Raw genomic sequence first — 22,405 nt, 5'->3', positions numbered from 1 at the left:
TAAATGGTAAAATGTGAGATGTAAAAAGTGAAATGAGGGATTACGTTGTTTTTTTATTTCTCTTTCATTTCACTTCTCACTCAATTTTTTATACATGAAAATCTGTCCATTTCTGGTCTGACTTATTGGAAGCCAGCACGGTATCAATGAACTTCATTCCACGTAATCCATCGTGCTCTGTCGGGAAATCGTATACCTTGTCAGCGGTTTTTCCTTCCCATCTTGCGCGTAAATGGACGGCGAAATTACGATAAAGATTGGCGAAAGCTTCAAAATAACCTTCTGGATGCCCTGCCGGGATACGTGTGTGTACCTGAGCGGCTCTTGACAAATTGCCAACCCCCGTACGAATGATTCTTGCACCCTGATTGGTTTTGTGGATTAACGTATTCGGTTCCAGCTGTTTCCATTGCAGTCCCCCTGTTTCTCCATAAACGCGAATGTTGAGGTCATTTTCTTCGCCGTTGGCAATCTGGCTGTTTTGCAAGATGCCTTTGGCGCCGTTATCAAATCGAAGCAAGATATGGGCGTCATCGTCCAGCTGCCGGCCTTCAACAAAAATTGTTAGATCTGCACAAAGCTGGGTTATTTTAAGCCCGGTAATGTACTCGGCCAGGTTTTCGGCATGTGTGCCAATGTCACCAAGTCCACCGGCTGCACCGGATTTGCTTGGATCAGTACGCCAGGCAGCTTGCTTGTTTCCTGTAACCTCTACAAGTGTTGCCAGCCAGCCCTGCGGATATTCAACAATAACTTTTCTAACCTTGCCAATTGCACCCGAAGCAATCATTTCCCGGGCCTCTTTCACCATCGGATAGCCGGTGTAGTTGTGTGTAAGGCAAAAGATCAGCCCGGTTTGCTTTACGAGTTCTACAATTTCTTCGGCCTCGGCAGTATTAAGTGTTATAGGTTTATCGCAAACCACATGAAAGCCATTTTCAAGGGCAAGCTTGGTAGGAGCAGCGTGCATGTGATTGGGTGTTACGATGGACACGAAATCCATCCTTTCTCCCTGTGGAAGCAGCTTTTCCTTTGCGATCATTTCTTCAAAATCTCTATAAACCCTGTTTTCAGGCAAGTAAAGGGCTTTTCCGGTTTCCTTGGATTTTTCCGGATTGGAGCTAAATACACCGCAAACCAGTTCAATCTCTCCATCCATAATGGCAGCACGTCGATGCACACCGCCAATGAATGCATCCAGGGAACCACCAATCATACCCATTCTTATTTTTCGTGACATTCCTGTTTGTTTAAGTTTTGAAAAGATTTTCTATTATTAAAGAGTAGTATAGATTACTCTTACTTCTTACAAATATAAATTTATAGTGTAAAAAACGTGGTGCAACTAACGAATTGAATAGTAGATTTGCCAACTATTTGTTTTTTTTGTGAAAATCTACAACAAAAGTAGGATCCCAAAATTCTTAATCTATCACATTTAAATATTCAACCTCAGGTCTCATGACTCAACCAGTTAACAGCACAAGGCTCTTTAACGCAAGTTGTTTTGCGCTTATTACCACAGCATTTTCTTTCAGTATCAGGGCTGGGATTCTTCCACAATTGGGAGCGGAATTTAATCTGACTGCTGCGCAGCTTGGGTTTATCAACTCGATGTTTTTTCTCGGATTCCCGATATCAATGGTGATTGGTGGACTGGTTTACCATACTGTTGGACCTCGTATTATTATGCAGGTAGCTTTTGTCTGCCACACAATTGGTATTTTAATGACAATCTATTCCGGTGGTTATGCCGGGTTGTTAATTTCCACATTCTTTATTGGAATTGGAAACGGATGTACAGAGGCTGCTTGTAACCCAATGATCGCCGATGCGTACTCGGGTCTTAAAATGAATAAAATGCTGAATCGTTTCCACATGTGGTTCCCCGGTGGTATCGTTGTAGGAAGTCTTATTTCGAAGTTCATGACTGACGCGAATCTTGGATGGCAGGCTCAAATCTGGGTGATCATGATCCCTACAGTTGTATATGCTTTCCTTTTCTGGGGACAAGCATTTCCGAAACCACATATCGATGGCGTTAGCTCGATAGGTGAAAATATCAAAGCCATGTTCACGCCGCTTTTCTTGTTCATTTTTGTTTGCATGATGTTCACCGCTATTTCAGAATTTGGACCACAGCAATGGACAGGTTTGATCATGAGCAAGAGCGGTGCAAGTCCGATGTTGATTTTGGCCCTGGTTACTGGTCTTATGGCGGTAATGAGGTTCTTTGCCGCTCCGGTTGTTAAGTTGTTGGGTGATACAGGAATTTTATGGACTGCATCCATTTTAACTGCGATCGGTATTTATCTGTTCAGCACTGTTACTGGTCCAACTGCATACCTTGCTGCCGTTATATTTGCACTTGGTGTGGGCTTGTTCTGGCCAACAATGGTTGGTTTTGTTGCTCAGCATGTGCCTTTGAGCGGTGCATTGGGTATGTCGATCATTGGTGGAGTAGGTATGTTATCTACTGCAATCTTCCAACCGATTATCGGTGGGTGGATTGATGCAGATACTGCTGAAAAAGCTGCTCTTGGATTAACGGGAGACCAGTTGGAACTGGCAGCAGGTCAGGCTACGCTAAGCACGATGATCGCTTTTCCAGCTGTATTGATCGTAGCTTTCGGTATACTGTTTTTCTGGATGAAAGGTAAAAAACCAGCAGGGGTTGCAGCTCACTGATAAGTATAGAGATTAATTGAGTCAAAGGTCGTTCCGAGTAATCGGGGCGACCTTTGTTTTTTGAGGGGATTTTCAAATAAATGGTTGTTGTTTTGAGATAATTATTTAATTATTTTTGATTGTAATGTTGTATTAAACATCTTGGATATGCAGTCGGATCTTGTTGGTGAACTTCTTGATGAACCTAATGTTATTTTCATCATGGAAAAAGTGCAGACCGCTCTTGCCAATGAAGCTGAGAGGAGAAAGGCATTTTATGATTGGATTAAAGAGGATCAAAAGGCAGAATTCATCAATGGAGAAATTATCATGCATTCACCCGTAAAGAGGAGCCATTTGAATGTAGTTGGAAATCTTTTTCGACTTTTAAGTGTGTATGTACTTTCTCATGAACTTGGGCAGGTGGATTCTGAAAAAGCTTTGGTTTCGCTCAGCAGGAATGATTACGAACCGGATATTTGCTTTTGGACAAAGGAAAAGACCGCTCATTTTCATGCAAACCAAATGCAACATCCCGCTCCTGACTTGATTGTTGAAGTTCTGTCAAAAGGTACGGAGGAACGCGATAGAGGAGTTAAATTCAAAGATTACGCGGCTCACGGCGTTACTGAATATTGGATTGTTGATCCTGTTAAAGAGTCAGTTGAGAAATATATTTTGGATGCAGAATTGATGGAATATGAAGCTCAGGCACCGATTAACCCTAAACAGTTCATAACCAGCGAAGTCATAGAAGGGTTTATGATTCCAGTGAGGGCAGTTTTTGATCAAAAAGTAAACCTGGATACTTTGCAGAGTCTGATGAAATAGTATTCTCCGGTTTTTAGCCCATCTTTGACCAGCTCTGTTTACTTTTTTCGGAAATCAATTGGTAGCGTGTATCTCATACGTATCACCCTACCTGATTGTCGGCCTGGTTTCCAGTTTGGCATTAATTTTACAATTCGGATTGCCTCATGATCATATTCAGAACTTAGGCCTCGCTTAATTGAGATATCCTGCAAGCTCCCATCAGTATCAATAATAAAGGAGATAAAAACTCTCCCCAAATGGTTTTTAGTTGAGGGGACTTTTGACAGGCGCATATTACGGTTAATAAATTTAGTCATTGCCATTCTTCCACCCGGGAATTCTGGTTCTTGTTCCGCCACAACCAGAAATATCTTTTCGTCGGATTGTTTGTTTTCTTCCGAATTTTTTAGTGTTTGACTATGAACCATATGAGAAGTGAGTGCCGTTAAGCAAAGCAGAATGAACAAGAGTTTGGTAGTCTTATACATGGTTCCCATTTAGCTTTTAATGATCTTTAAGGCATGAGATAATAAATGTAATATATTAAAGAAAATTAAATATAGTTTTTTTAATTATTATTGAAGATGTTTTATTTTTATAAAATATTAACACCTGATAGACAATGTCCATGCTTACAATTTCTGAATTGAAAAGACATCCTTTAGCGATTCTGACATATGTCATTTACCTGGGATTGTGGATATTTCTCATTGCGGCGTTTATCCGTATCAGCGCCGTGCAAGCAGCATCGGGAGAAATGCGTTGCATGACAGGGCCGATGGTTACCTATTTTGCGTTGCTTTGGATATCTGTTTTTTATCTGATATCCACCTTGTTTTTTGCAATTTTTGATTCAGACAGGCGGTTTTTTATCAAAATAAGTATAGCGATTTTAGTGCCTCTTGCACTGGCATTTCTATGGCGGTTCACATGGTAAAAAAAATGTCAGTATCCGGTTTCTTCCGGGTACTGACATTTTAAAATATTCAATCTGACTCTCGCTATTTCATTTTTACAATTGTAACGCCTGCGCCGCCCCGATCCGGATGTTCATCCTGCATACCTGCTACGTGTGAATAGCCACGTAAATGATTGCGCACCAGTGTTCTCAGAATGCCGTCGCCTTTGCCATGAACAATTCGTAATTCGTCATAACCGAGCATAATGGCATTATCCATGAACTGATCCACAATACCTAATGCTTCCTCGCCTCGTTTTCCACGCATATCAAGATTGAAGCTGAAATTCATCATACGTTCATTCAGGTCAACGCCTTTTGAACTGGTTTTTAACTTCTTTTCACCGGTAGCTGCCTTGTACGTTTTTTTACTTACCCGTTCAAGCCGGTTCAATTTGATGGTGGACTTAAGATCGCCAATCCGGATCTCCGCATCCTTACCTCTCAGACTAATCACTTCTCCAATAGCGGTTTGACCAGCAATGCGTACATAACTGCCCGGTACAATCGCACCTTCTTCCGGCTCATAAATATCTTCGGGTTTCGCAGTTTCGGGAAGAGCTTCCGGTTCCAGACTTTTTTTAGTGAATTTTTCCAGCTCCTGCCTAACCGTTTTCGTCTTTTCTTTCTCAGCCTTATTTTCCTTTATTTCTCTGATCGTATTCTCAATCAATTGGTTAGCGTCAGCAATCAGCGTTTTGGCTTTTTGCTTTGCTTCGTTTACGATCTTTTTCTCGTTGGTTTCCAGTCCGGACTTTAAGGCGGTATAATCTTCAAGCTGTTTGGCCAGTTTGCGCTCTTTTATACCCAGTTCAATATTCTTCTCCGAGAAAACACGACGCTCGATATCCAGCTCTTTCAGTAATTTTTCAAAATTGACCTGCTGGGTTCCCAGTTTGTCTTTTGCACGATTGATAATGCCTTTGGGCAAACCTATTTTTGACGCGATCTCAAAAGCAAATGAACTCCCAGGTCTGCCAATTTCAAGCTGATACAGTGGTTCCAGATGTTCGCCGTCAAAACGCATTGCTCCGTTTACGAGCCCGTCGGTTTTATCGGCAAGTACTTTCAGGTTGGTATAATGTGTGTTGATAACACCAAAAGCGCCTGACTTTGTAAGGTCCTCAAGTATCGCTTCCGCAATAGCTCCGCCAAGACCAGGTTCTGTACCAGTTCCAAATTCATCTATCAGAAAAAGCGTCCGCTTATTAGCAAGCGTAAGGAAATGGCGCATGTTGGTGAGGTGAGAACTGTACGTACTCAAATCATTTTCAAGGGATTGCTCATCACCAATATCAATAAAGATATTTTGAAAAAAGCCGATGGAAGAGTCTTCCCGCATGGGAACAAGCAGACCGCACTGAAACATGTACTGGATCAGACCAACCGTCTTTAATGACACGGACTTTCCTCCTGCATTGGGTCCCGAAACAATCAGAATGCGTTCTTTATCTTTCAGTTCTATATTAAGCGGAACTACCTTTTTACCTTGTTTTCGGAATGAAAGGTGTAAGAGCGGATGCCGGGCTTCCCGCCAATCAATAAATTGTCTGTTTTCAAATGCGGGACTAATCGCATTCATCTCCGCAGCCAGTTTTGCTTTGGCACGCAAAAAATCCATCAGCCCCAAAAATTGATAGGCTTTTTGTAAATCCGGAACAAATGGTCTTAGCCGACTTGTCAGTTCGAGCAGGATCCTGTTAATTTCCCGTCGTTCCTCATATTCCAGTTCCCGAATTTCGTTGTTGGATTCAAAGACGTCAGTCGGTTCGATAAAAACGGTCTGACCCGTCGCCGATTCATCATGGATAAAGCCTTTCAGTTTACGCTTATGTTCCGATGAGACCGGAATCACCATTCGGCCGTTACGTACGGTAAGCGATACATCTTCACTGATCCAGCCGTTGCTTTTTGCGGAGCGAAGCATGGTGTCCAGCTTCTTGCGAATGCCCGCCTGTTCTGAAATCAGCCTGCGTCGAATCCGTGTGAGTTCTGTGGATGCTGAATCCCGTATTTGCCCGCGATCGTCGATGATCTTTTCGATGGCATCGGTTATGGCTTTGTCAACCCGCACATTTTTTGAGTATTCCGCCAGTAAGGGAAAAGCGTTTTCTTCCTGGTTTTCAAAAAAACGGATGCACAGTTTTATCGTCTGTAAGGAAACTTTAAGATCGGAAAACTCACTCTGCGTGAGAAGCATTCCTTCTATAGATGCTCTTTTAAGATAAGGAGTAGCGTCAATATAATTCTGAGACGGAAAATTTTCTCCAATCTCCATAATCTTTCTCATTTCGGCTGTCTGGCTCACCAGCTTTTCAACCAGTCCGAAATTGTCAGAAAATCTTATTTTTTCAACAAAATACTGCCCCAGCGGGCTGATGCAAGCATCTTTAAGCCAATCGCGCAGTTTGTCGAAACCAAGTTTTTGTTCTATTGTACCAGGGTATAACATTGTTTTTTCAGGAGCTTTTAAACTTGCGCTTAAAGCTGTGTAGTTCTGTTTATTTTAAGCAGCTTAAATGCTGTCGTTTATTCCGTATCAAATAATGGATTTGTTATCTAATTGGTTCATTTAGAAAATCTCACGAATCTCGTCTTTAAGAATTTTCAGAGCCACGGTTGTTGGCTGTACCTCTCTTGCAATGACAATCGCAAAAATTTTCTTCCCTAAATCTGCCGGAGGCGACTCCGGAGCAACCTCGGATGCCGCCTTATTGATGTCTGCAACGATTTCGTTCATGGCATGGCCGATTTGTTCCCAGGCGTTGTTACTCATGTAGATTTGCTGCGCAACATTATGGTTGTACTCCTCCCGAATATCATTGAGCAACAATTGCTGTAACTCCAAAGCATTTGTTGCTGACGGTACAAGGCGGAGTAACAGGCTCGACGGGCTTATTCTTTCCAGAAATAACGACATGCGTTCGTAAGCCTGCAAACGCAAGGGAAGAATGATCTCTGTGTTTTTATTACGCGAATCCCATTTCTGTTTTTGCAAAATTTTATCGGCAACAGTGGTAATAGTGAGGTAGGTTCCATAAATAACACCGACCCCGAGAACGACCGACGTTAGTAAAAGATAGTATTCCATGGCGCTTTGCACTAGTTATTGGCTAAATGAAGCCAAAATTACAAGATAACTAAGATTAGAAGGAAGATTATTTGAATAAAACGAATTCAATCGTGTAAATTGATGTTAGGTGACTTGTAATGCACCTTTTTTACAATGGAAGATCCTATCCAAATTACTGATAAAGCGAAAGCCGAAATAATCTCAACCCTGGAAGCAAACAAAATACCCGACACCTATGGTCTAAGAGTCGGTATTAAAGGAGGCGCGTGCAGTGGTACTGTACTGCTTGGTTTCGACACTAAATCCGAGTTTGATCAGTTATATCTCATTGATGGTGTAAGGGTATACATCGACAGGAGGCACCTCATGTATGTGGTGGGCCTTTCGGTGGATTATGAGGAGGGAATGAACGGCAGCGGTTATACGGTCTCAACACCTGCCGACAAGTAATATCAAGTGGTTTATTCTTCAATGGTTACGTGTTTCCAATTCTCTCCCGACCTGATGCGATTTAGCTGCGTGTGCGTGATGCCAAACTGTTTTGCAATCATTTTCAATCGGTTGTTATCGTTTTTCAATAACTTCTTAATTATCCTGACTTTGCTTTCAGTGAGTTTGTAATTCTTTGTGCGGCGTGGAATAACCCTGTTAATGAAAGCCGGGTTTTCCTTGTTATGCTCAATCATCTCCGCCTTGGTGACCCACTTTAGGTTTTCGTAGTAGTTGGTTTGTTTTTCAAAATCCTTGTGAATTACAAATGCATGATCATCACTCGGCTTTTCAACAAAATACTCAGCTACCAGTTTGTGGACGTATCTGTTGATGGTTTTCCCTCCGGTTACCCGTATGTTCAGCGACCTGTATCCCTGAATAACCGAGCCCTTTATAATCGCTCCGTCCTTGGGATTATTCTGAAAACTCTTAAGTCTTCCATAATTGGAAACTTCGTAATGAGGAGCATTTTCGATTTCGTCGAATTTAATTCTAGCCCACTTTTCGTTCCAGTAACTCCGACTTACATTTGACTCGTTCATTGTAAATAATATAAATAATTAATATTTTTTTACCTGGTTAAATTTATCAAGTGGAAACATTTTACAGATCAAGCTCGTTTCCTTTTGTGAGAACATTTATTCTCATTGTATACATTTAACTACACCATCATGAAAAACACCCTGATCGTAGGAGCGTCTTCTAATCCATCCAGATACGCTTATCTGGCAGCACAGAGGCTAACTTCCTTAGGACATCCGATATTTTTAGTTGGTCGCAGGAAAGGTTCTGTTTTGGGAAAAGATATTAATCTCGAAAAGATTAATTGGGCCGATATAGATACAGTTACGCTTTATATAAACCCCAGTCACCAGCCGGAATACTACGACTACATTATTTCACTTAATCCTAAACGTGTGATTTTTAATCCTGGTACAGAAAATCCTGAATTTGAAACCATACTGGATTCTAAAAATATCATACCAGTTCAGGCTTGCACACTGGTTATGTTGGCATCCGGGCAATATTAATTTCCGGATGAGCAATTCTTTACCATCTGATCAATGCCGAGGCCCACGTAAACCCACTTCCAAAAGCAGCCAGGCACACAAGATCACCTTCTTTGAATTTGTTCTTCTCCCATGCTTCGGCCATGGCAATCGGAATAGAGGCGGCAGTGGTATTCCCAAATCGTTGGATATTGTTAATAACCTGATCCTCAGATAGACCCATTTGCTGGCGTACATAATCACTGATCCTGATATTGGCCTGGTGCGGTACCAGCAAATTCACATCGGAAGATTGGTAACCGTTGGCGGTGAGAGCCTCCTGGATCACTTCCCCGAATTTTACAATGGCGTGTTTAAAGACTGCATTGCCGTTCATGAATACATTAAAGCCGCCCTCATCAATTAACTCTTTGCTGAATGGACGTTCCCGGCTACTTCCGGGATCTTTCATGTACAATTCTTCCGCATATCGCCCATCAGCATGCAGGTGGGTAGACAAGATGGAATGTGCGGGATCGCTGGTTGCCTGAACTACGGCCGCTCCTGCGCCATCTCCAAATATAATTGCAGTGTTTCTTCCTGCCGTACTTTTATTGAGCAATGAGGATTGTATTTCCGAACCTACAACCAGAGCCGTTTTGTACATGCCCGACTTTATGAACTGATCCGCGATGGAAAGCGCGTAAACAAATCCTGAACATTGTTCCCTGATGTCAATAACCGGTTTACCGTCCATTTTGAGCTCCCGTTGCATCAAAAAGGCCGAACCCGGGAAGAAGTAATCGGGCGTAATGGTGGCGTAAACGATCACATCCACATCGTCAGCAGTGATTCCGGCACGATCCAGTGCCTGGCGGGAAGCAGCCGTTGCCATACTGTAATTGGTGTCTTTCCCGAATTCAAAGTACCTGCGTTCCTTTATTCCGGTGCGTTCCTGGATCCATTCATCAGAAGTTTCCATCCATTTGGTAAGGTCGTTGTTGGTAACCACATTATCGGGAACATAGTATCCAAGACCGGTAATTCGGGAGTAAGCCATAGTAAGAGTCGGGAGTAGAATATTAAGTGTTTAGTCAGGTCGGTTTAAAGCATTATTTTTTGCGTGGGTTGCTCCAAGCGCAATGTTTACAATAAAATTTTTTATGCGAATCAATTTGCTTCTTTTGTTTTAGCGAAGTTTGAGCAGATTGAAATTACAATATATAACACAATTATAATGGGTACTGCCAAAATGTGCAAGGTCAAAAGCAGTAAAACACATGCGAGAATAAATGAAAAACGGATTTCATTTCCCTTCCATGTAAACGCTTTGAATTTTAATGCCAGCAAAGGTATCTCTGAAACCAGAAGCAGCGACATCACGACGGTTAATATCAATAAATTATTGGTGTTGATGATCACGTCTTTCCACTGGTCTCCATGGAAATGAAGTATTAGAGGAAGTGAAGCGATCAGCATTGCATTGGCGGGTGTTGGAACACCAATGAACGAGTCGCTCTGCCGTGGATCATTATTAAATTTTGCCAGGCGAATTGCTGAGAAAATGGCGATCAGGAATGCAGGGTATGCCTTCCAAATTCCCATAAGATCCGGAATACTTTGCATGAGCAACTGATATACGATCACGGCCGGAAGCAAGCCAAATGTGACCATGTCTGCCAGCGAATCCAGATCCCGCCCAATGGGGGAGCTTACTTTGAGTAATCTTGCCAAAAAGCCATCAAAAAAATCGAAAATCAGCGCGATGCCGATCAGCATGCACGATATCAGAATGTTGTTATGGAAAACTTCAACTACACCTATACAGCCGCAAAGCAGATTGCCACAGGTGAGTGCATTGGGTAAATTTCGACGGATCATGATGAGGGTGACTAACCTGGTCGGTTATTTTAAAAATGGATTATTCTTTTTCTCAAAACCGATTGTTGTCGGTCCCATATGTCCTGCATAAACGGTGTAATCGTCATCCAGGGTGAATAATTTCATGCGAATACTTTCTATCAGTGTATTGAAATCTCCTCCGGGAAGGTCGGTACGGCCAATGCTTTGACGAAAAAGGACATCGCCTCCAATTACAAAACGCTGTTCATGACTCACAAATGCTACGTGGCCAGGTGCATGGCCGGGAACAAAAATCACTTTCAGCTCGGAATTTCCAAACCTGACCGATTCCCCTTCAACCAGATAACGATCAATTTCCGGTTCGTCAAATTTCGGGAAACCATAGTTGGGAGCGTAAGTTTTTACTGCTTTAAGTAGCTGTTCGTCAATTTTGTGCAAAGCAAATGGAATGTTATACTTCGTTTTTACAGCATGAACACCTAATACGTGGTCTATGTGTGCATGCGTATTGATGATCTCAACAGGTTTAAGTTTGTTGGTTTCAATATAATTGTAAAGTTCTTCCAACTCTTCGGCATCATAACAACCCGGATCCACAATCACCGCTTCTCCGGTTTCATCGTAAAGTACGTATGTGTTTTCAGAAAATGGATTAAACGTAAAAGATTGTATTTGTATCATGGTTTGTCAGCCGCAATGTTTTATTAAATGGAAAGGCGAAGTTACGAAACTGTTTGATAGCACTGGAAAAGGTATCCGGCTACTAAGCATTGAATGTATCGCTTGTGTTATGCTTGTGCCGTCCTTAGTTCTGTAAAGTCAGTTCTGCTTTAATGCGATCGTAAAATAAGGTGGTCAATCCTTTGAAGCCCGAATCCGTACCAATACAAAGCCATAGCTCACCATTTGCATCAGCAGTGACAGTGATGGGCTGATCTCTGTTGCTACGTGTCACAAGACGGTATTGGTTGTTATTCGTTCCATTGGTTATATTTCCCATCACAGCCATTTCCGAACTTCCACCGGACAGGTTACCCTTGTTTATACTGATCGTGTATTTTCCACCTTCCGGTTTAATTGTTGGTTCATTCACTGATGCGCCCGCTTTTATATACGTATCATTCCCGGAGGAAGCGCCTGTTACATTATCGGCGTATTGCGTTCCGATGGTCATGTCAAAAGTTACAAGGTAAGTTGTAGCAGGTCTTAATCCCGATACTCTTTTCTTCAAAAACATGAACATGACGTCGCCACGATTGTAACTTTCAGCCTTTATGCCATATCGCGTCGAATCCAGAATACCTGGCAGGCGGGCCCGGTCGAGTGTCAACTGAAGTGTAGAATCGGGCGTGGAGCTACTGTATCCCGAAAAGCCGCTTTGCCAATCTTCAACAGTGGTTTCGAATTCAGATTCGATAGTAATAATTCCGTTTAGCTTGGCGTCATTGTTGCAGGATAATAATCCGGTAAACATTGCCAAGCTCACCATTGTAATCCACTTTTTCATGAATGCTGGTTTTTGTTGCAAGCACATTAATTAAATATCCAAAACGGTTTGTATGGCCGATCGGCGAAAGTCATTTTTCTGTTTTGCCTTAACCAATCAGGAACATGGCCGGTCTTTTGTGCAGGTCGGGTTTTTCCTTTCTCCACTTTTTTACAGGCCAGGTCCGGATGAATTCATTCCCGGCAGTGATGCTGGCCGCTAGACACAACAGCGTATCTGGCTGGCATGATTCTAAAACTGAATCCATGAGCTGATTATTGCGGAAAGGCGTTTCCATAAAAATCTGAGTCTGATTATTATGATTAGCATCCCGTTCCAGCTGTTGCAGCGCTTTTCTTCGCAGCGCTCTGTCAATTGGCAAATAGCCATGAAACACAAAAGATTGTCCGCTCATGCCGGAGGCCATCAACGCCAGTAATATAGAAGAAGGACCAACCAGGGGTACCACTTCCATACCTATTTCGTGGGCGATTTTGACAGCAACGGCACCAGGATCTGCCACACCAGGGCATCCCGCTTCCGATAACACACCGGCATTCTGAGTCAGTCCAAGCAACTGTTCCCGTGTTTCGCCGGAGGGAGTATCCTTCGTGAGTTCGTAAAAAGTGATCTGATCGATTACCTTTCCCAATTTAAGTGAACTGATAAACCTTCGTGCAGTTCTGACATTCTCCACAAAAAAAACGTCTACATGCGATATCACGTCTCTAATTTGTGGGCTCAATACCTTAGAGGAAGTGTCTTCTGCAAGTACGCAGGGTATAAGAAACAGCGATACAGCTGACGGATTATTCATAATTAAGCACTTAATTTAATCTTGTTTCCAACCTTTCGGGTCGATATCGTATCATATTAACAGGCAAAGTTAAATGCTATGTTACGACAACTATCTATTTTACTGTTTTTATTCCTTACCCTGTCCTGTCAAAAGGATTCCATGCATGTGCCCTCAGATGCACTTGCCGAATCCGTAGCAGGAGTGTGGCATCTTTCAGAAAAGGAGGCGGGTTCATTTGGTAAGAAATATTGGGAGGATGCAAAAGCTACTCCAAAAGATCATCGCATCATTTTAGGTAATGGCTCAATACTTGATACGGACAGCCTTTCGGTGTGTTGTGCACCAACCTCATTGCTGATCAACAAAAACCTTATTGAGGTAAAACCCAATTCTTCGTTGATAGTTAATCCTTTATGTGCATTGATAGAATGTGTTTCCTGTCCAACCTGGGATTTGGAATGGACAGGAAATCAATTGATCATCACCTATTGTGACGGAACAAGGCTAAAATATCTTCGCAGGTAATTTCTTAAATAGAAACCAGTTCTGCTTAGCCAAGAAAATTGAGCAGACTTGCAATAAAAGCTTTTGGTTGTTCAGCTTGTATCCAGTGTCCTGAGTTCTCGATGGTGTCAAGCCGTGCATTTGTGAAAATTTCAAGAATCCCTTCCCAGTCTTCATCCAGAATGTAATCGGAGCGGTCGCCACGCATGAAAAGCGTCGGAACTTCAACAGGCTGGGTACTTTCTATTGCGGCACCCACATTTGCCATTTCCCTGGTGAGCAGTGGCAAGTTGAAACGCCATCCAAATCCTCCTTCCTCTTTTCTGTAAAGGTTTTTCAGAAGGAACTGTCTCACTGCCAATATCGGTTCGTACTCCGCCAGGATGTCGTCTGCCTGCTGTCTGTTTTCGATTTCAGCAACGGGAATCTGATTCAATCCCTCAATTATTTTTCTGTGATGAATAGGATAGGATTTGGGGCCGATGTCGGCAATTACCAGTTTTTCATAAGTGTCCGGAAAACGTACTGCGTACTCCATTACAGTTTTTCCACCCATGGAGTGCCCAAGCAATATAGGGTTGGTTAGATTTTGCTGATCCAGAAATTCTTTCAGATCGTTTGCAAAAATTTCATAATTAAGCCCTCCCGCGTGCGGAGAACGCCCATGGTTGCGCTGATCTACTAGATAAACCTGATAACCATGATCAGATATGGCCTTACCTACTGTAAGCCAGTTATCTAAAAAACCAAAAACGCCGTGAAGTATAACAATTGCCGGACCAGCTTCTCCTATTTTTTTGAAATTAAGATTCATTCTGAAAAAAAGTTTTTCATTTCCTTAAATATTTTTTCTGACGATTTAAAGAAGTGTATTTTATCTTATTATTAACAAAATTGAAAGTGCAAATGATGTTTGTTGCAATAGCGGTAAAGGTCGGCAGTAATTCTTGGAAAGAAAAGAATATAAGGGCTGGATTGTTAACGAAAATTTAACATCGGAGAGCTTGTCATTTTAAAGATAGAATTCTGTATTATTTCAATAAATCAGGGGTTTATGCGAAATAGTATAGCACTTTAGTAGGATGGAGTACTTTGTTTATGAAAGAAAAAAAAACTTATTTTACGGCACAATTAGTTCATCAATAAATGAACCATCCTATCACAAGTTTCAAACAAATCCCCAATTTTATGAACAGGAAAAGTTTACTTTTCAGGGCAGCGTTTATGGCGTTGTTCGTGTTTTCATTGACCTTGCTCGGTGGTTATGCCGTTGCACAGGTGACTACGTCTTCCATTGGTGGAAGGATAAGCGATCCTAATGGATCAGATTTGCCAGGAGCAACAGTTATTGCAGTGCATGAGCCGACTGGTACAAAATACGGAACTGTTACTACTGCTGACGGAAATTTCAACCTGAATAACCTTCGCGTTGGTGGACCATACACAGTTACAGTGTCGTTTATTGGGTTTAATGACCATGTAGATAAGGATATATCTCTTCAGCTTGGTGAAAAGTTTGTTTATAATGTAGTTTTGAGAGAAGAAGGTAAGCAATTACAGGAAGTTGTAATTACATCTAACAACCTTTTAAACGACAGAAAAACCGGGGCGTCTACCAATATTGGAAAGAAACAACTAGAAACGCTTCCAACAATCAGCAGAAGTCTTCAGGATTTTACAAGGTTAACTCCACAAGCTAATGGTAGTTCCTTCGGAGGTATCAATAACCGTTACAATAACATCACCATTGATGGTGCTGTAAATAATGATGTATTTGGATTGGGAAATGCAACTCCTGGTTCTCAAGCTAATACCCAGCCTATTTCTTTGGACGCGATTCAGGAGCTTCAGGTTGTTCTTGCTCCCTATGACGTCACATTGGGTAACTTCACCGGCGGTGGTATCAATGCTGTAACAAGATCAGGGACAAACAATGTAGAAGGATCAATTTACTATTTCGGAAGAAACCAAAACATTATTGGCAAAAACGTCCTTACTGATGCAAAGGCTGATTTTAAAGATACCCAGCTAGGTTTCCGCGTCGGAGCTCCTTTGATTAAAAACAAATTATTCTTCTTTGTTAATGCTGAAATGGGACGTCGTTCCGCCCCACTTGCAAATAATGCAGGAGAAGCGCAGTCAGCTATTTCGGCTGAGACAGCAAAAAGTATTGCAGATTTCACACAAGAAAAATACGGTTATGATGTAGGTGGATATGGTCCAATAAATGCTAAGACAGAAAATAATAAGGTTTTAGTGAAATTGGACTGGAATATCAATGCCAATAACCAGCTTACGTTACGCCACAATTATATCAAGGCGTTTGACGACAACATCAACCGCTCAGGAACCTTTTTTAGATTTGGGAACAATGGTTATAAGTTCAATAATACTCAGAACATTACTGTTATGGAACTTAGGTCGAAGTTGTCTGATAAACTATCGAATAACTTGATTCTTGGTTATTCCCGCATAAGAGATAACCGGCAGATTTTAGGTTCATTGTTCCCTCAGATCACAATCACCAATGTAGATGGTATCAGTACAAACTCCGTTGAGTTTGGATCTCAGAGAAGTTCTACTGCAAATGAATTGGATCAGGATATTTTCGAATTTACTGACAATATTAAATTGACCGCAGGTAAACACCTGTTTACATTTGGTACTCACAACGAATTTTTCAAGTTCCGTAACTTATTTATCAACAACTATAACGGAAGATGGGATTTTACAAGCGTAGAGAACTACTTCAATAATGTACCGGCAAGGGTTAGAGCAACTTACTCAGTTATTCCTGGTGACGACAAACCAGCTTCTAAGTTCAACGCGATGCAATTAGGTTTTTATGCGCAAGATGAATTTGAAGCTTTCAAAGGCTTTAAGCTTACGGCGGGTCTTCGTCTTGATGTACCGATTATCCCGGACAAACCGCTTCGTAACGAACTTGTTGAGCAAACATATGCAGGATATCGTACAGACGAAACACCCAGCGGTAAATTGTTGATCTCTCCACGTGTAGGTTTTAACTACGATGTTAAAGGTGACCGTAGTATACAGTTACGAGGTGGTATTGGTATATTTACTGGAAGGGTTCCATTCGTTTGGTTGTCTAACCAGTTTACAAACAGTGGTAAATTGTTCGGTACTGTTGATGCAAGAACAACCGCAATTAATGGAGGTAAAGGTTTTGATCCAGAAATTGCAAACCAAAGAAACTTAGGGCCTGCTGGTACTACTGCTGAGATAAACCTGGTTTCTCCTAACTTCAAAATTCCTCAGGTATTAAGATATAACCTTGCTGGTGACTTCAAACTACCTGGTGGTATTGTGGCAACTCTGGAGGGTATTTATTCTAAAACATTGAACAACATTGTTTATAAGGATTTGAATAGAAAAGATGCAACCGGAACGTTGAATCCAGATCTTTCAGGTGGAGCTGACGCACGTCCTATTTACACAGGTGGTAGAGTAAACTCCGCATTCACTAACGTGATTTTGTTAGAAAATTCGAACAAAGGTTACACTTACACTGCAACTGCTCAGTTACAGAAACGCTTCTTAAATGGACTTACTTCAAGCGTAGCTTATACATATGGTGCTGCAAAGTCTGTGAACGATGGAGCTAGTAGTACTGCCTTGTCGAACTGGGAATTTGTTCAGATCACACAGGATGCAAACAATCCTCCTTTGACATATTCTGTTTTTGATATGCGCCACCGCGTAATTGCAAGCGTTGGATATACATTCCGTTATGGTAGCAACAAGTTGTCAGGAACTGGATTCAGCCTGTTTTACGCAGGACGTTCTGGATCACCGTTCTCATTTGTTAACAACTCTTCAATTGACTTGAATGGTGACGGTGCGTTTTCTAATGACCTGATCTTTATTCCTGCTAACCAGAGCCAGATTAAATTGAAAGATGCAACTGTTAGCGGCAAAGTTGTTACTGCTGCTGAGCAGTGGACAAACCTTGATAATTTCATCAAGAACAATGATTACCTTAACGACAACAGAGGTAAATATGCAGATAGAAATGGAGCAAGAACTCCTTGGGAAAATCACTTTGACCTTAGATTGGTACAAGATCTTGGAATCAAAACCGGAACTAAAAGCAATGTCCTGCAAATTACTTTTGACATCTTCAATGTTGGAAATTTGCTTAACAAAGAATGGGGACGTAGCTATGGCGTAGGTAATGATGCATTGGGATTGCTTAACCCTTCAACTACTGGTTACACATTCACTTCTGCAAACAAAGATGCGTGGAATGTTAACGACCTGTCTTCAAGATGGCAGGCACAACTTGGTTTGCGTTACACGTTTAACTAAATGACCAGGCAACATAAATTGTAACGAAGCGGGGCCGTCTCAAATCTTGAGACGGCCCCGCTTCGTTACTGCGGCAATACTTCGTAATGGTAAAAAGCATACTATCTACACCACAACCTTCTTCCTTAAAACTTCAATTCCAGCCTTGTAACCCTCCACAATCAATCTTGAAATGTCGTCTGATGTGAAATGTTGCAGATCCAGAACGGGTGGAGATGTTGGGCGGATAACTGTAAGTTTCATGGGAGTGCCACGCAGGTTTGCCCGTTCTGCAAAGGATTCTGCCCATATAATGTTGCTATTTGCAACTTCATTTACTGTGATGTCTCTGATACGTTCAATGAGGGTGATCAGGTTACGAGCATTGATACCTTCGGGTTGGTACAAGTGCGGCGAATGACAACCGATCAGTACAACCTCGGTTGCGCCATCGGCCAGTGCGGGTCGTATGGGAATTACTTCTCTGAGTCCACCATCAAGGTAAAAATCATCTTCGATTTCAACTGCCGGCATCAGCATGGGTATGGATGAGCTGGCGCGTACATAGTCCAGAAAGTGGCCGTCACTTGGAGAGACATATTTCATTTCTCCACTCTCAATATTTACTGCACCAACCTTAAGTTTTATCAGGCTCTTTTCCAGCAACTCATCTTTGACATTTTGCCTGATCAGATTATGCAATGGGGAAGGATCAAGCAAACCATCAAAACGGCTCATCAGCGTATTTACGCCAAGCATCACGCGAGAACGTAAGGTTGAAATATCCTGTGGATGTGTGATATTTTTAATCCAGAATTCCAGTAAACGACGACTTACCAGCTGCCAGTTGACTTTCCCGGAGTCCGTTCGTTGACGTTCGGCCTCGTTGACTAAAAATGTTGCATTAAGTGCGCCTACCGATATTCCGTAGATCATATCCGGTTCAAATCCACTTTCGAGAACAGACTGGATCGCCCCAACCTGAAATGCCCCTTTCATTGATCCGCCGCCCAGGACGAGTGCTTTCATATTGTACTAGCTGTGAGCCGTTAGCAATTTGCTTTCAGCTTTTTTGTAAAGGAAATATCGTTGAATTCGATTCAGAAGGAAGGAAAGAAGCAAAAGAACAAAGTCTGCCTTTTCGCCATTCACATTCTTTTTTTCTCAATTCTAAACATTTTCATTCTAAAATTGGTATAAACAAAAGATTTTATTCCAAATTTGAACATTGGAATCCTGAAACCGGTTTATTTAAATAACTAACTTTGGTTTCTGCAACCAGCTTTTCACACCAGTAGGGATTAGAGTGCCCCCCGATTATTAATATGACCCTTTCAATAAAGGATATACAACTTCCTATTGCCGATGAAATGAAAGCTTTCGAGCAAAAATTTCGTCAATTTATGAAGAGTGACGTCATGCTTCTTGACCAGATCATGAATTACATCGTTCGGCGGAAAGGGAAACAACTCAGGCCAATGTTTGTGTTTCTGTCGGCAGGTGTTTGTGGGAATGTGACGGAATCAACCTACCGGGGCGCAGCCTTAATTGAGTTACTTCACACCGCTACGCTCGTTCATGATGACGTGGTCGACGACTCGAATTATCGAAGAGGCTTCTTTTCTGTAAATGCACTTTGGAAGAATAAAATTGCCGTATTGGTAGGAGATTACCTGCTGTCACGCGGGTTATTGTTGTCAGTTGATCATCAGGAATTTGATCTCTTAAAAATCGTTTCCACTGCCGTTCGTGAACTAAGTGAAGGTGAGTTGTTGCAAATTGAAAAAGCCAGAAGACTGGATATCGATGAAGGTGTTTATTATCAGATCATAAAACAAAAAACGGCTTCGCTTATTGCTTCCTGTTGTGCTGTTGGAGCCTGTTCCGTTGGTGCTGGTGAAGAAGTGGTGAAGCGGATGCATGCATTTGGAGAGAAGGTGGGTATGGCTTTCCAGATCAAAGATGACCTGTTTGATTATGGCGAAGATGAAATTGGAAAACCTCTTGGTATTGACATCAAAGAGAAAAAAATGACTCTTCCATTAATTTATGCACTCAACCAGGCTGGTTGGTTGGAAAAACGTCGCATTATCAATATCGTCCGAAATGAAAGCCATAAACCCAAAAAAGTGAACGAAGTAATCGACTTCGTGAAACAGTCGGGTGGATTAAAATACGCGCAACAGGTAATGGAACGCTACGTGGAAGAAGCCAGGGCGTTGCTGTTTGAATTCGCCGATTCCCCGCACCGCCGTTCTCTGGAACAGCTCGTTCAATATACTATTGAGAGGAGTAAGTGATTTTTTAAAGCTAATAGCGGTACGCCGCCCGGCTAATTGCTATCAGCTACTTAGCTCCTAGGAATTGTGACAATTATTTTGGTCATACCAATGTAAAAGTGGTATGAAGTTTTTTTTCGCCATCGTTTTCGTCATCGTTTGTGTTCCCGCAAACGATCTGCGAGCCGTTTTGAGGAAACAAATGCGATGCTCAAAAGCCGTTTGTGAGGACACAAACTGCGGCACTTCCAAGTATCATAAATCGACCACATCATAATTAATACCTAAATAAAAGTGGTATTAAGCTTTTCGCCATCGTTTGTGTCCCCACAAACGATCTGCGAGCCGTTGTTAGGACACAATGCGATACTCAAAGCCGTTTGTGAGGACACAGACTGCGGCACAGTCCAAGGATCATAAGTAAAAGTGGTATTAAGCTTTTGAGATTTAAAAGCTCTTACTATCACCTGCCCTGCGATTCATTCTAAAATCACCAACCATAAGCATATACAGATCAAATACATGTTTTATATATAAGAAAATTTTATAAAACTCTTGTTTCGACTAAATACTTAGTTATATTTGTGACATCATTTAAACAATGTTTGTCATGAGAATATTCATAATTTTTACACTTTCGCTGTTAAGTATTTCATTAGCTGCGCAGCCTGTGGTAGTGAGTAAGGCTGATGTGGCTAAAAAAGGAATTGTGGAGAAAGAGTTGGACAAGACTTATGGTAGCATTCCTGAGGTAGGGAATGAGATTCCGCTGAGTATGTCCACCAGATTTAATGCCGCCTACAACAGTGTTCTGGGATCGGATATTCGGGTGAAGACATATATCTTGACACAGGTCTATTTCAATGACAAAGGCAAGGTGGATTATTGCATTTACAAGGTAGATGAAACCATGCGAATGGTGATGAATCAGACCGGAAAACCTGCACCGCCAAAACAAAATCTGGATTCATTGAGCAAAGTGATTGATAGCGGCCTTCCTGCGAAACTCGCAGATTATGTATCGCGCCGTCATGTTGGCAGAAAAGGCCAGCTGTCTGTATATACGGTACTGGAAGTCAGCAAGCCGGATCCAAAGGAAGTGGCAAGGCAGGATAGTCTGATGAAGAAGTTTATGGCAGAAAACAAAGGTTCCGAACACAAAGTGGTGGTTCGTGACAGTGTTATCAAAAGTCTTGAAGGAGCATTGGCGATTAAAGACTCTTTGAAAGTAAAAGAGTTGATCATAGAGAAAGCCATGCTCGAAGCCGTACCGGGCGTTATTTACAGATTTCCCAATCTTGAAATGTTAAGCCTTTCTGACAACGATATTGAGCAGGTGGACATAGACCTTTCCCGCCTTCCAAAACTGAATCATTTAAAACTGACCGGAAATATTTTAAGGAACGATGGCTTGAAACTGACTTCAAACAAGACATTAAAACTGTTGAATTTACAGTCTAACCAATTAACGGATATTCCGGATGCTGTAAGGAACTGCAAAAAGCTGGAAACGCTTTGGTTGGGTAGAAATTCGATTACAGGGCTTACAAACAGAAGTTTCAGGAAATTAAAACAGGTAAAGGATATCAATTTTTACAAGTCGCAGATTGCAGCTTTGCCAGCAGGAATAAAAAAAATGAAGGGATTGCAAGTTTTGGATCTCTACTATAATAACCTGACCGTTTTACCAAATTCAATATCAAAATTAAAGAGGCTTACCCATCTTGCAGTGGCGCATAACGAACTTACTGATCTTCCTGCCAAAATAGGTAAAATGAAAAATATGAATACCCTGTTTGCCCATCATAACCGACTCAGCAAATTGCCGGGAAGTATTGTGAAAATGAAAAACCTTCAGGTGGTGGATTTGGGATACAACTGGTTTACCAATTTTCCACAACAACTTACAGCCCTTGATAACTTACAGGAACTCGATCTTTCTGCAAATAATTTCACTGAATTTCCAACCCAGATACTGGCTATTAAACAACTTGACAAATTGCATTTGAGAGGGAATCCATTCCTTACCGAAGATCGGGAAACCAGGTATGACAAGCAGTTCAGTCTCCTGAAAAGTAAAAATATTGAAGTTTTTTATTAAACATAAAACGGCCGATTCTTTTTGGAGTCGGCCGTTATGTTATTGGTTCAGTTGCAAATTTACTCCTAATCCT

Annotated in this window: 21 protein-coding genes; 9 read left to right on the top strand and 12 right to left on the bottom strand. The window is 41.7% G+C overall.

The genetic code is table 11. From position 1 onward, the window contains the following. Positions 1 to 88 precede the first annotated feature (88 nt). Positions 89 to 1,222, bottom strand: a complete 1,134-nt coding sequence (locus LZG71_RS05400) for a Gfo/Idh/MocA family protein (protein WP_233818350.1) — start codon at positions 1,220 to 1,222, stop codon at positions 89 to 91. A 239-nt stretch (positions 1,223 to 1,461) separates the two neighbouring features. Between LZG71_RS05400 and LZG71_RS05395 the strand changes: the two genes are divergently transcribed. Both LZG71_RS05395 and LZG71_RS05390 read left to right on the top strand, forming a co-directional pair. Then, on the top strand, positions 1,462 to 2,688 hold the full coding sequence (locus LZG71_RS05395) for a sugar MFS transporter (RefSeq protein ID WP_233817759.1): 1,227 nt from the start codon (positions 1,462 to 1,464) through the stop codon (positions 2,686 to 2,688). Between the two features lie 147 nt (positions 2,689 to 2,835). Then, entirely contained in the window at positions 2,836 to 3,498 is a 663-nt protein-coding gene (locus LZG71_RS05390) for a Uma2 family endonuclease (protein ID WP_233817757.1), read from the top strand. Between the two features lie 38 nt (positions 3,499 to 3,536). On the opposite strand, the gene LZG71_RS05385 is transcribed toward LZG71_RS05390, so the two are convergent. Beyond that, positions 3,537 to 3,968: an energy transducer TonB gene (locus LZG71_RS05385; RefSeq protein WP_233817755.1), complete on the bottom strand. Its 432-nt coding sequence runs from the start codon at positions 3,966 to 3,968 to the stop codon at positions 3,537 to 3,539. Between the two features lie 134 nt (positions 3,969 to 4,102). Here LZG71_RS05385 and LZG71_RS05380 point away from each other — a divergent pair, with 134 nt between their 5' ends. Then, positions 4,103 to 4,417 (top strand): hypothetical protein, encoded by a 315-nt coding sequence (locus LZG71_RS05380; protein ID WP_233817753.1) that lies wholly within the window; start codon positions 4,103 to 4,105, stop codon positions 4,415 to 4,417. Between the two features lie 64 nt (positions 4,418 to 4,481). Here the strand turns inward: LZG71_RS05380 and LZG71_RS05375 are convergent, their stop codons facing one another. Beyond that, positions 4,482 to 6,890 carry an endonuclease MutS2 gene (locus LZG71_RS05375; protein WP_233817751.1) on the bottom strand — a complete coding sequence of 803 codons (2,409 nt, stop codon included), beginning with the start codon at positions 6,888 to 6,890 and terminating at the stop codon, positions 4,482 to 4,484. 120 nt (positions 6,891 to 7,010) lie between these two features. Beyond that, positions 7,011 to 7,529 (bottom strand): hypothetical protein, encoded by a 519-nt coding sequence (locus tag LZG71_RS05370; protein WP_233817749.1) that lies wholly within the window; start codon positions 7,527 to 7,529, stop codon positions 7,011 to 7,013. 135 nt (positions 7,530 to 7,664) lie between these two features. On the opposite strand from LZG71_RS05370, the gene LZG71_RS05365 reads away from it, so the two are divergent. Continuing rightward, positions 7,665 to 7,961 (top strand): iron-sulfur cluster assembly accessory protein, encoded by a 297-nt coding sequence (locus tag LZG71_RS05365; RefSeq protein ID WP_233817747.1) that lies wholly within the window; start codon positions 7,665 to 7,667, stop codon positions 7,959 to 7,961. Positions 7,962 to 7,972: 11 nt separating this feature from the next. On the opposite strand, the gene LZG71_RS05360 is transcribed toward LZG71_RS05365, so the two are convergent. Continuing rightward, a complete protein-coding gene (locus LZG71_RS05360; RefSeq protein ID WP_233817745.1) occupies positions 7,973 to 8,545 on the bottom strand; it encodes an NUMOD4 domain-containing protein in 573 nt (190 codons plus the stop codon). A gap of 129 nt (positions 8,546 to 8,674) precedes the next feature. Between LZG71_RS05360 and LZG71_RS05355 the strand changes: the two genes are divergently transcribed. Then, complete coding sequence (locus tag LZG71_RS05355; RefSeq protein ID WP_233817743.1) at positions 8,675 to 9,034, top strand: CoA-binding protein; 360 nt, start codon at positions 8,675 to 8,677, stop codon at positions 9,032 to 9,034. Between the two features lie 19 nt (positions 9,035 to 9,053). Here the strand turns inward: LZG71_RS05355 and LZG71_RS05350 are convergent, their stop codons facing one another. From LZG71_RS05350 to LZG71_RS05330, 5 genes are all read right to left on the bottom strand, one after another. Further along, positions 9,054 to 10,052 (bottom strand): 3-oxoacyl-ACP synthase III family protein, encoded by a 999-nt coding sequence (locus LZG71_RS05350; RefSeq protein WP_233817741.1) that lies wholly within the window; start codon positions 10,050 to 10,052, stop codon positions 9,054 to 9,056. A 110-nt stretch (positions 10,053 to 10,162) separates the two neighbouring features. Further along, positions 10,163 to 10,873, bottom strand: a complete 711-nt coding sequence (gene pssA / locus LZG71_RS05345; RefSeq protein ID WP_233817738.1) for a CDP-diacylglycerol--serine O-phosphatidyltransferase — start codon at positions 10,871 to 10,873, stop codon at positions 10,163 to 10,165. Between the two features lie 24 nt (positions 10,874 to 10,897). Continuing rightward, positions 10,898 to 11,536: an MBL fold metallo-hydrolase gene (locus tag LZG71_RS05340; RefSeq protein WP_233817736.1), complete on the bottom strand. Its 639-nt coding sequence runs from the start codon at positions 11,534 to 11,536 to the stop codon at positions 10,898 to 10,900. Positions 11,537 to 11,660: 124 nt separating this feature from the next. Next, a complete protein-coding gene (locus LZG71_RS05335; RefSeq protein WP_233817734.1) occupies positions 11,661 to 12,362 on the bottom strand; it encodes a hypothetical protein in 702 nt (233 codons plus the stop codon). A gap of 88 nt (positions 12,363 to 12,450) precedes the next feature. Next, the gene (locus LZG71_RS05330) at positions 12,451 to 13,158 is read right to left on the bottom strand and encodes an SAM-dependent methyltransferase (RefSeq protein WP_233817731.1); all 708 of its coding nucleotides are present in this window, start codon (positions 13,156 to 13,158) and stop codon (positions 12,451 to 12,453) included. A 78-nt stretch (positions 13,159 to 13,236) separates the two neighbouring features. Here LZG71_RS05330 and LZG71_RS05325 point away from each other — a divergent pair, with 78 nt between their 5' ends. Then, a complete protein-coding gene (locus tag LZG71_RS05325; protein ID WP_233817729.1) occupies positions 13,237 to 13,665 on the top strand; it encodes a hypothetical protein in 429 nt (142 codons plus the stop codon). Between the two features lie 25 nt (positions 13,666 to 13,690). Here LZG71_RS05325 and LZG71_RS05320 read toward each other — a convergent pair whose 3' ends face one another. Continuing rightward, complete coding sequence (locus LZG71_RS05320; protein WP_233817727.1) at positions 13,691 to 14,458, bottom strand: alpha/beta fold hydrolase; 768 nt, start codon at positions 14,456 to 14,458, stop codon at positions 13,691 to 13,693. 374 nt (positions 14,459 to 14,832) lie between these two features. Between LZG71_RS05320 and LZG71_RS05315 the strand changes: the two genes are divergently transcribed. Continuing rightward, positions 14,833 to 17,973 (top strand): TonB-dependent receptor, encoded by a 3,141-nt coding sequence (locus LZG71_RS05315; RefSeq protein ID WP_233817725.1) that lies wholly within the window; start codon positions 14,833 to 14,835, stop codon positions 17,971 to 17,973. 105 nt (positions 17,974 to 18,078) lie between these two features. Here the strand turns inward: LZG71_RS05315 and LZG71_RS05310 are convergent, their stop codons facing one another. Beyond that, the gene (locus tag LZG71_RS05310) at positions 18,079 to 18,981 is read right to left on the bottom strand and encodes a patatin-like phospholipase family protein (RefSeq protein ID WP_233817723.1); all 903 of its coding nucleotides are present in this window, start codon (positions 18,979 to 18,981) and stop codon (positions 18,079 to 18,081) included. A gap of 296 nt (positions 18,982 to 19,277) precedes the next feature. On the opposite strand from LZG71_RS05310, the gene LZG71_RS05305 reads away from it, so the two are divergent. Together LZG71_RS05305 and LZG71_RS05300 are read left to right on the top strand one after the other, a co-directional pair. Further along, on the top strand, positions 19,278 to 20,252 hold the full coding sequence (locus LZG71_RS05305; RefSeq protein WP_233817721.1) for a polyprenyl synthetase family protein: 975 nt from the start codon (positions 19,278 to 19,280) through the stop codon (positions 20,250 to 20,252). Positions 20,253 to 20,841: 589 nt separating this feature from the next. Beyond that, a complete protein-coding gene (locus LZG71_RS05300; protein WP_233817719.1) occupies positions 20,842 to 22,332 on the top strand; it encodes a leucine-rich repeat domain-containing protein in 1,491 nt (496 codons plus the stop codon). Positions 22,333 to 22,405 lie beyond the last annotated feature (73 nt).

The organism is Dyadobacter sp. CY312, assembly GCF_021390535.1.
Classification (GTDB): domain Bacteria; phylum Bacteroidota; class Bacteroidia; order Cytophagales; family Spirosomataceae; genus Dyadobacter.
This window is presented reverse-complemented; position numbering and strand designations above follow the sequence as displayed.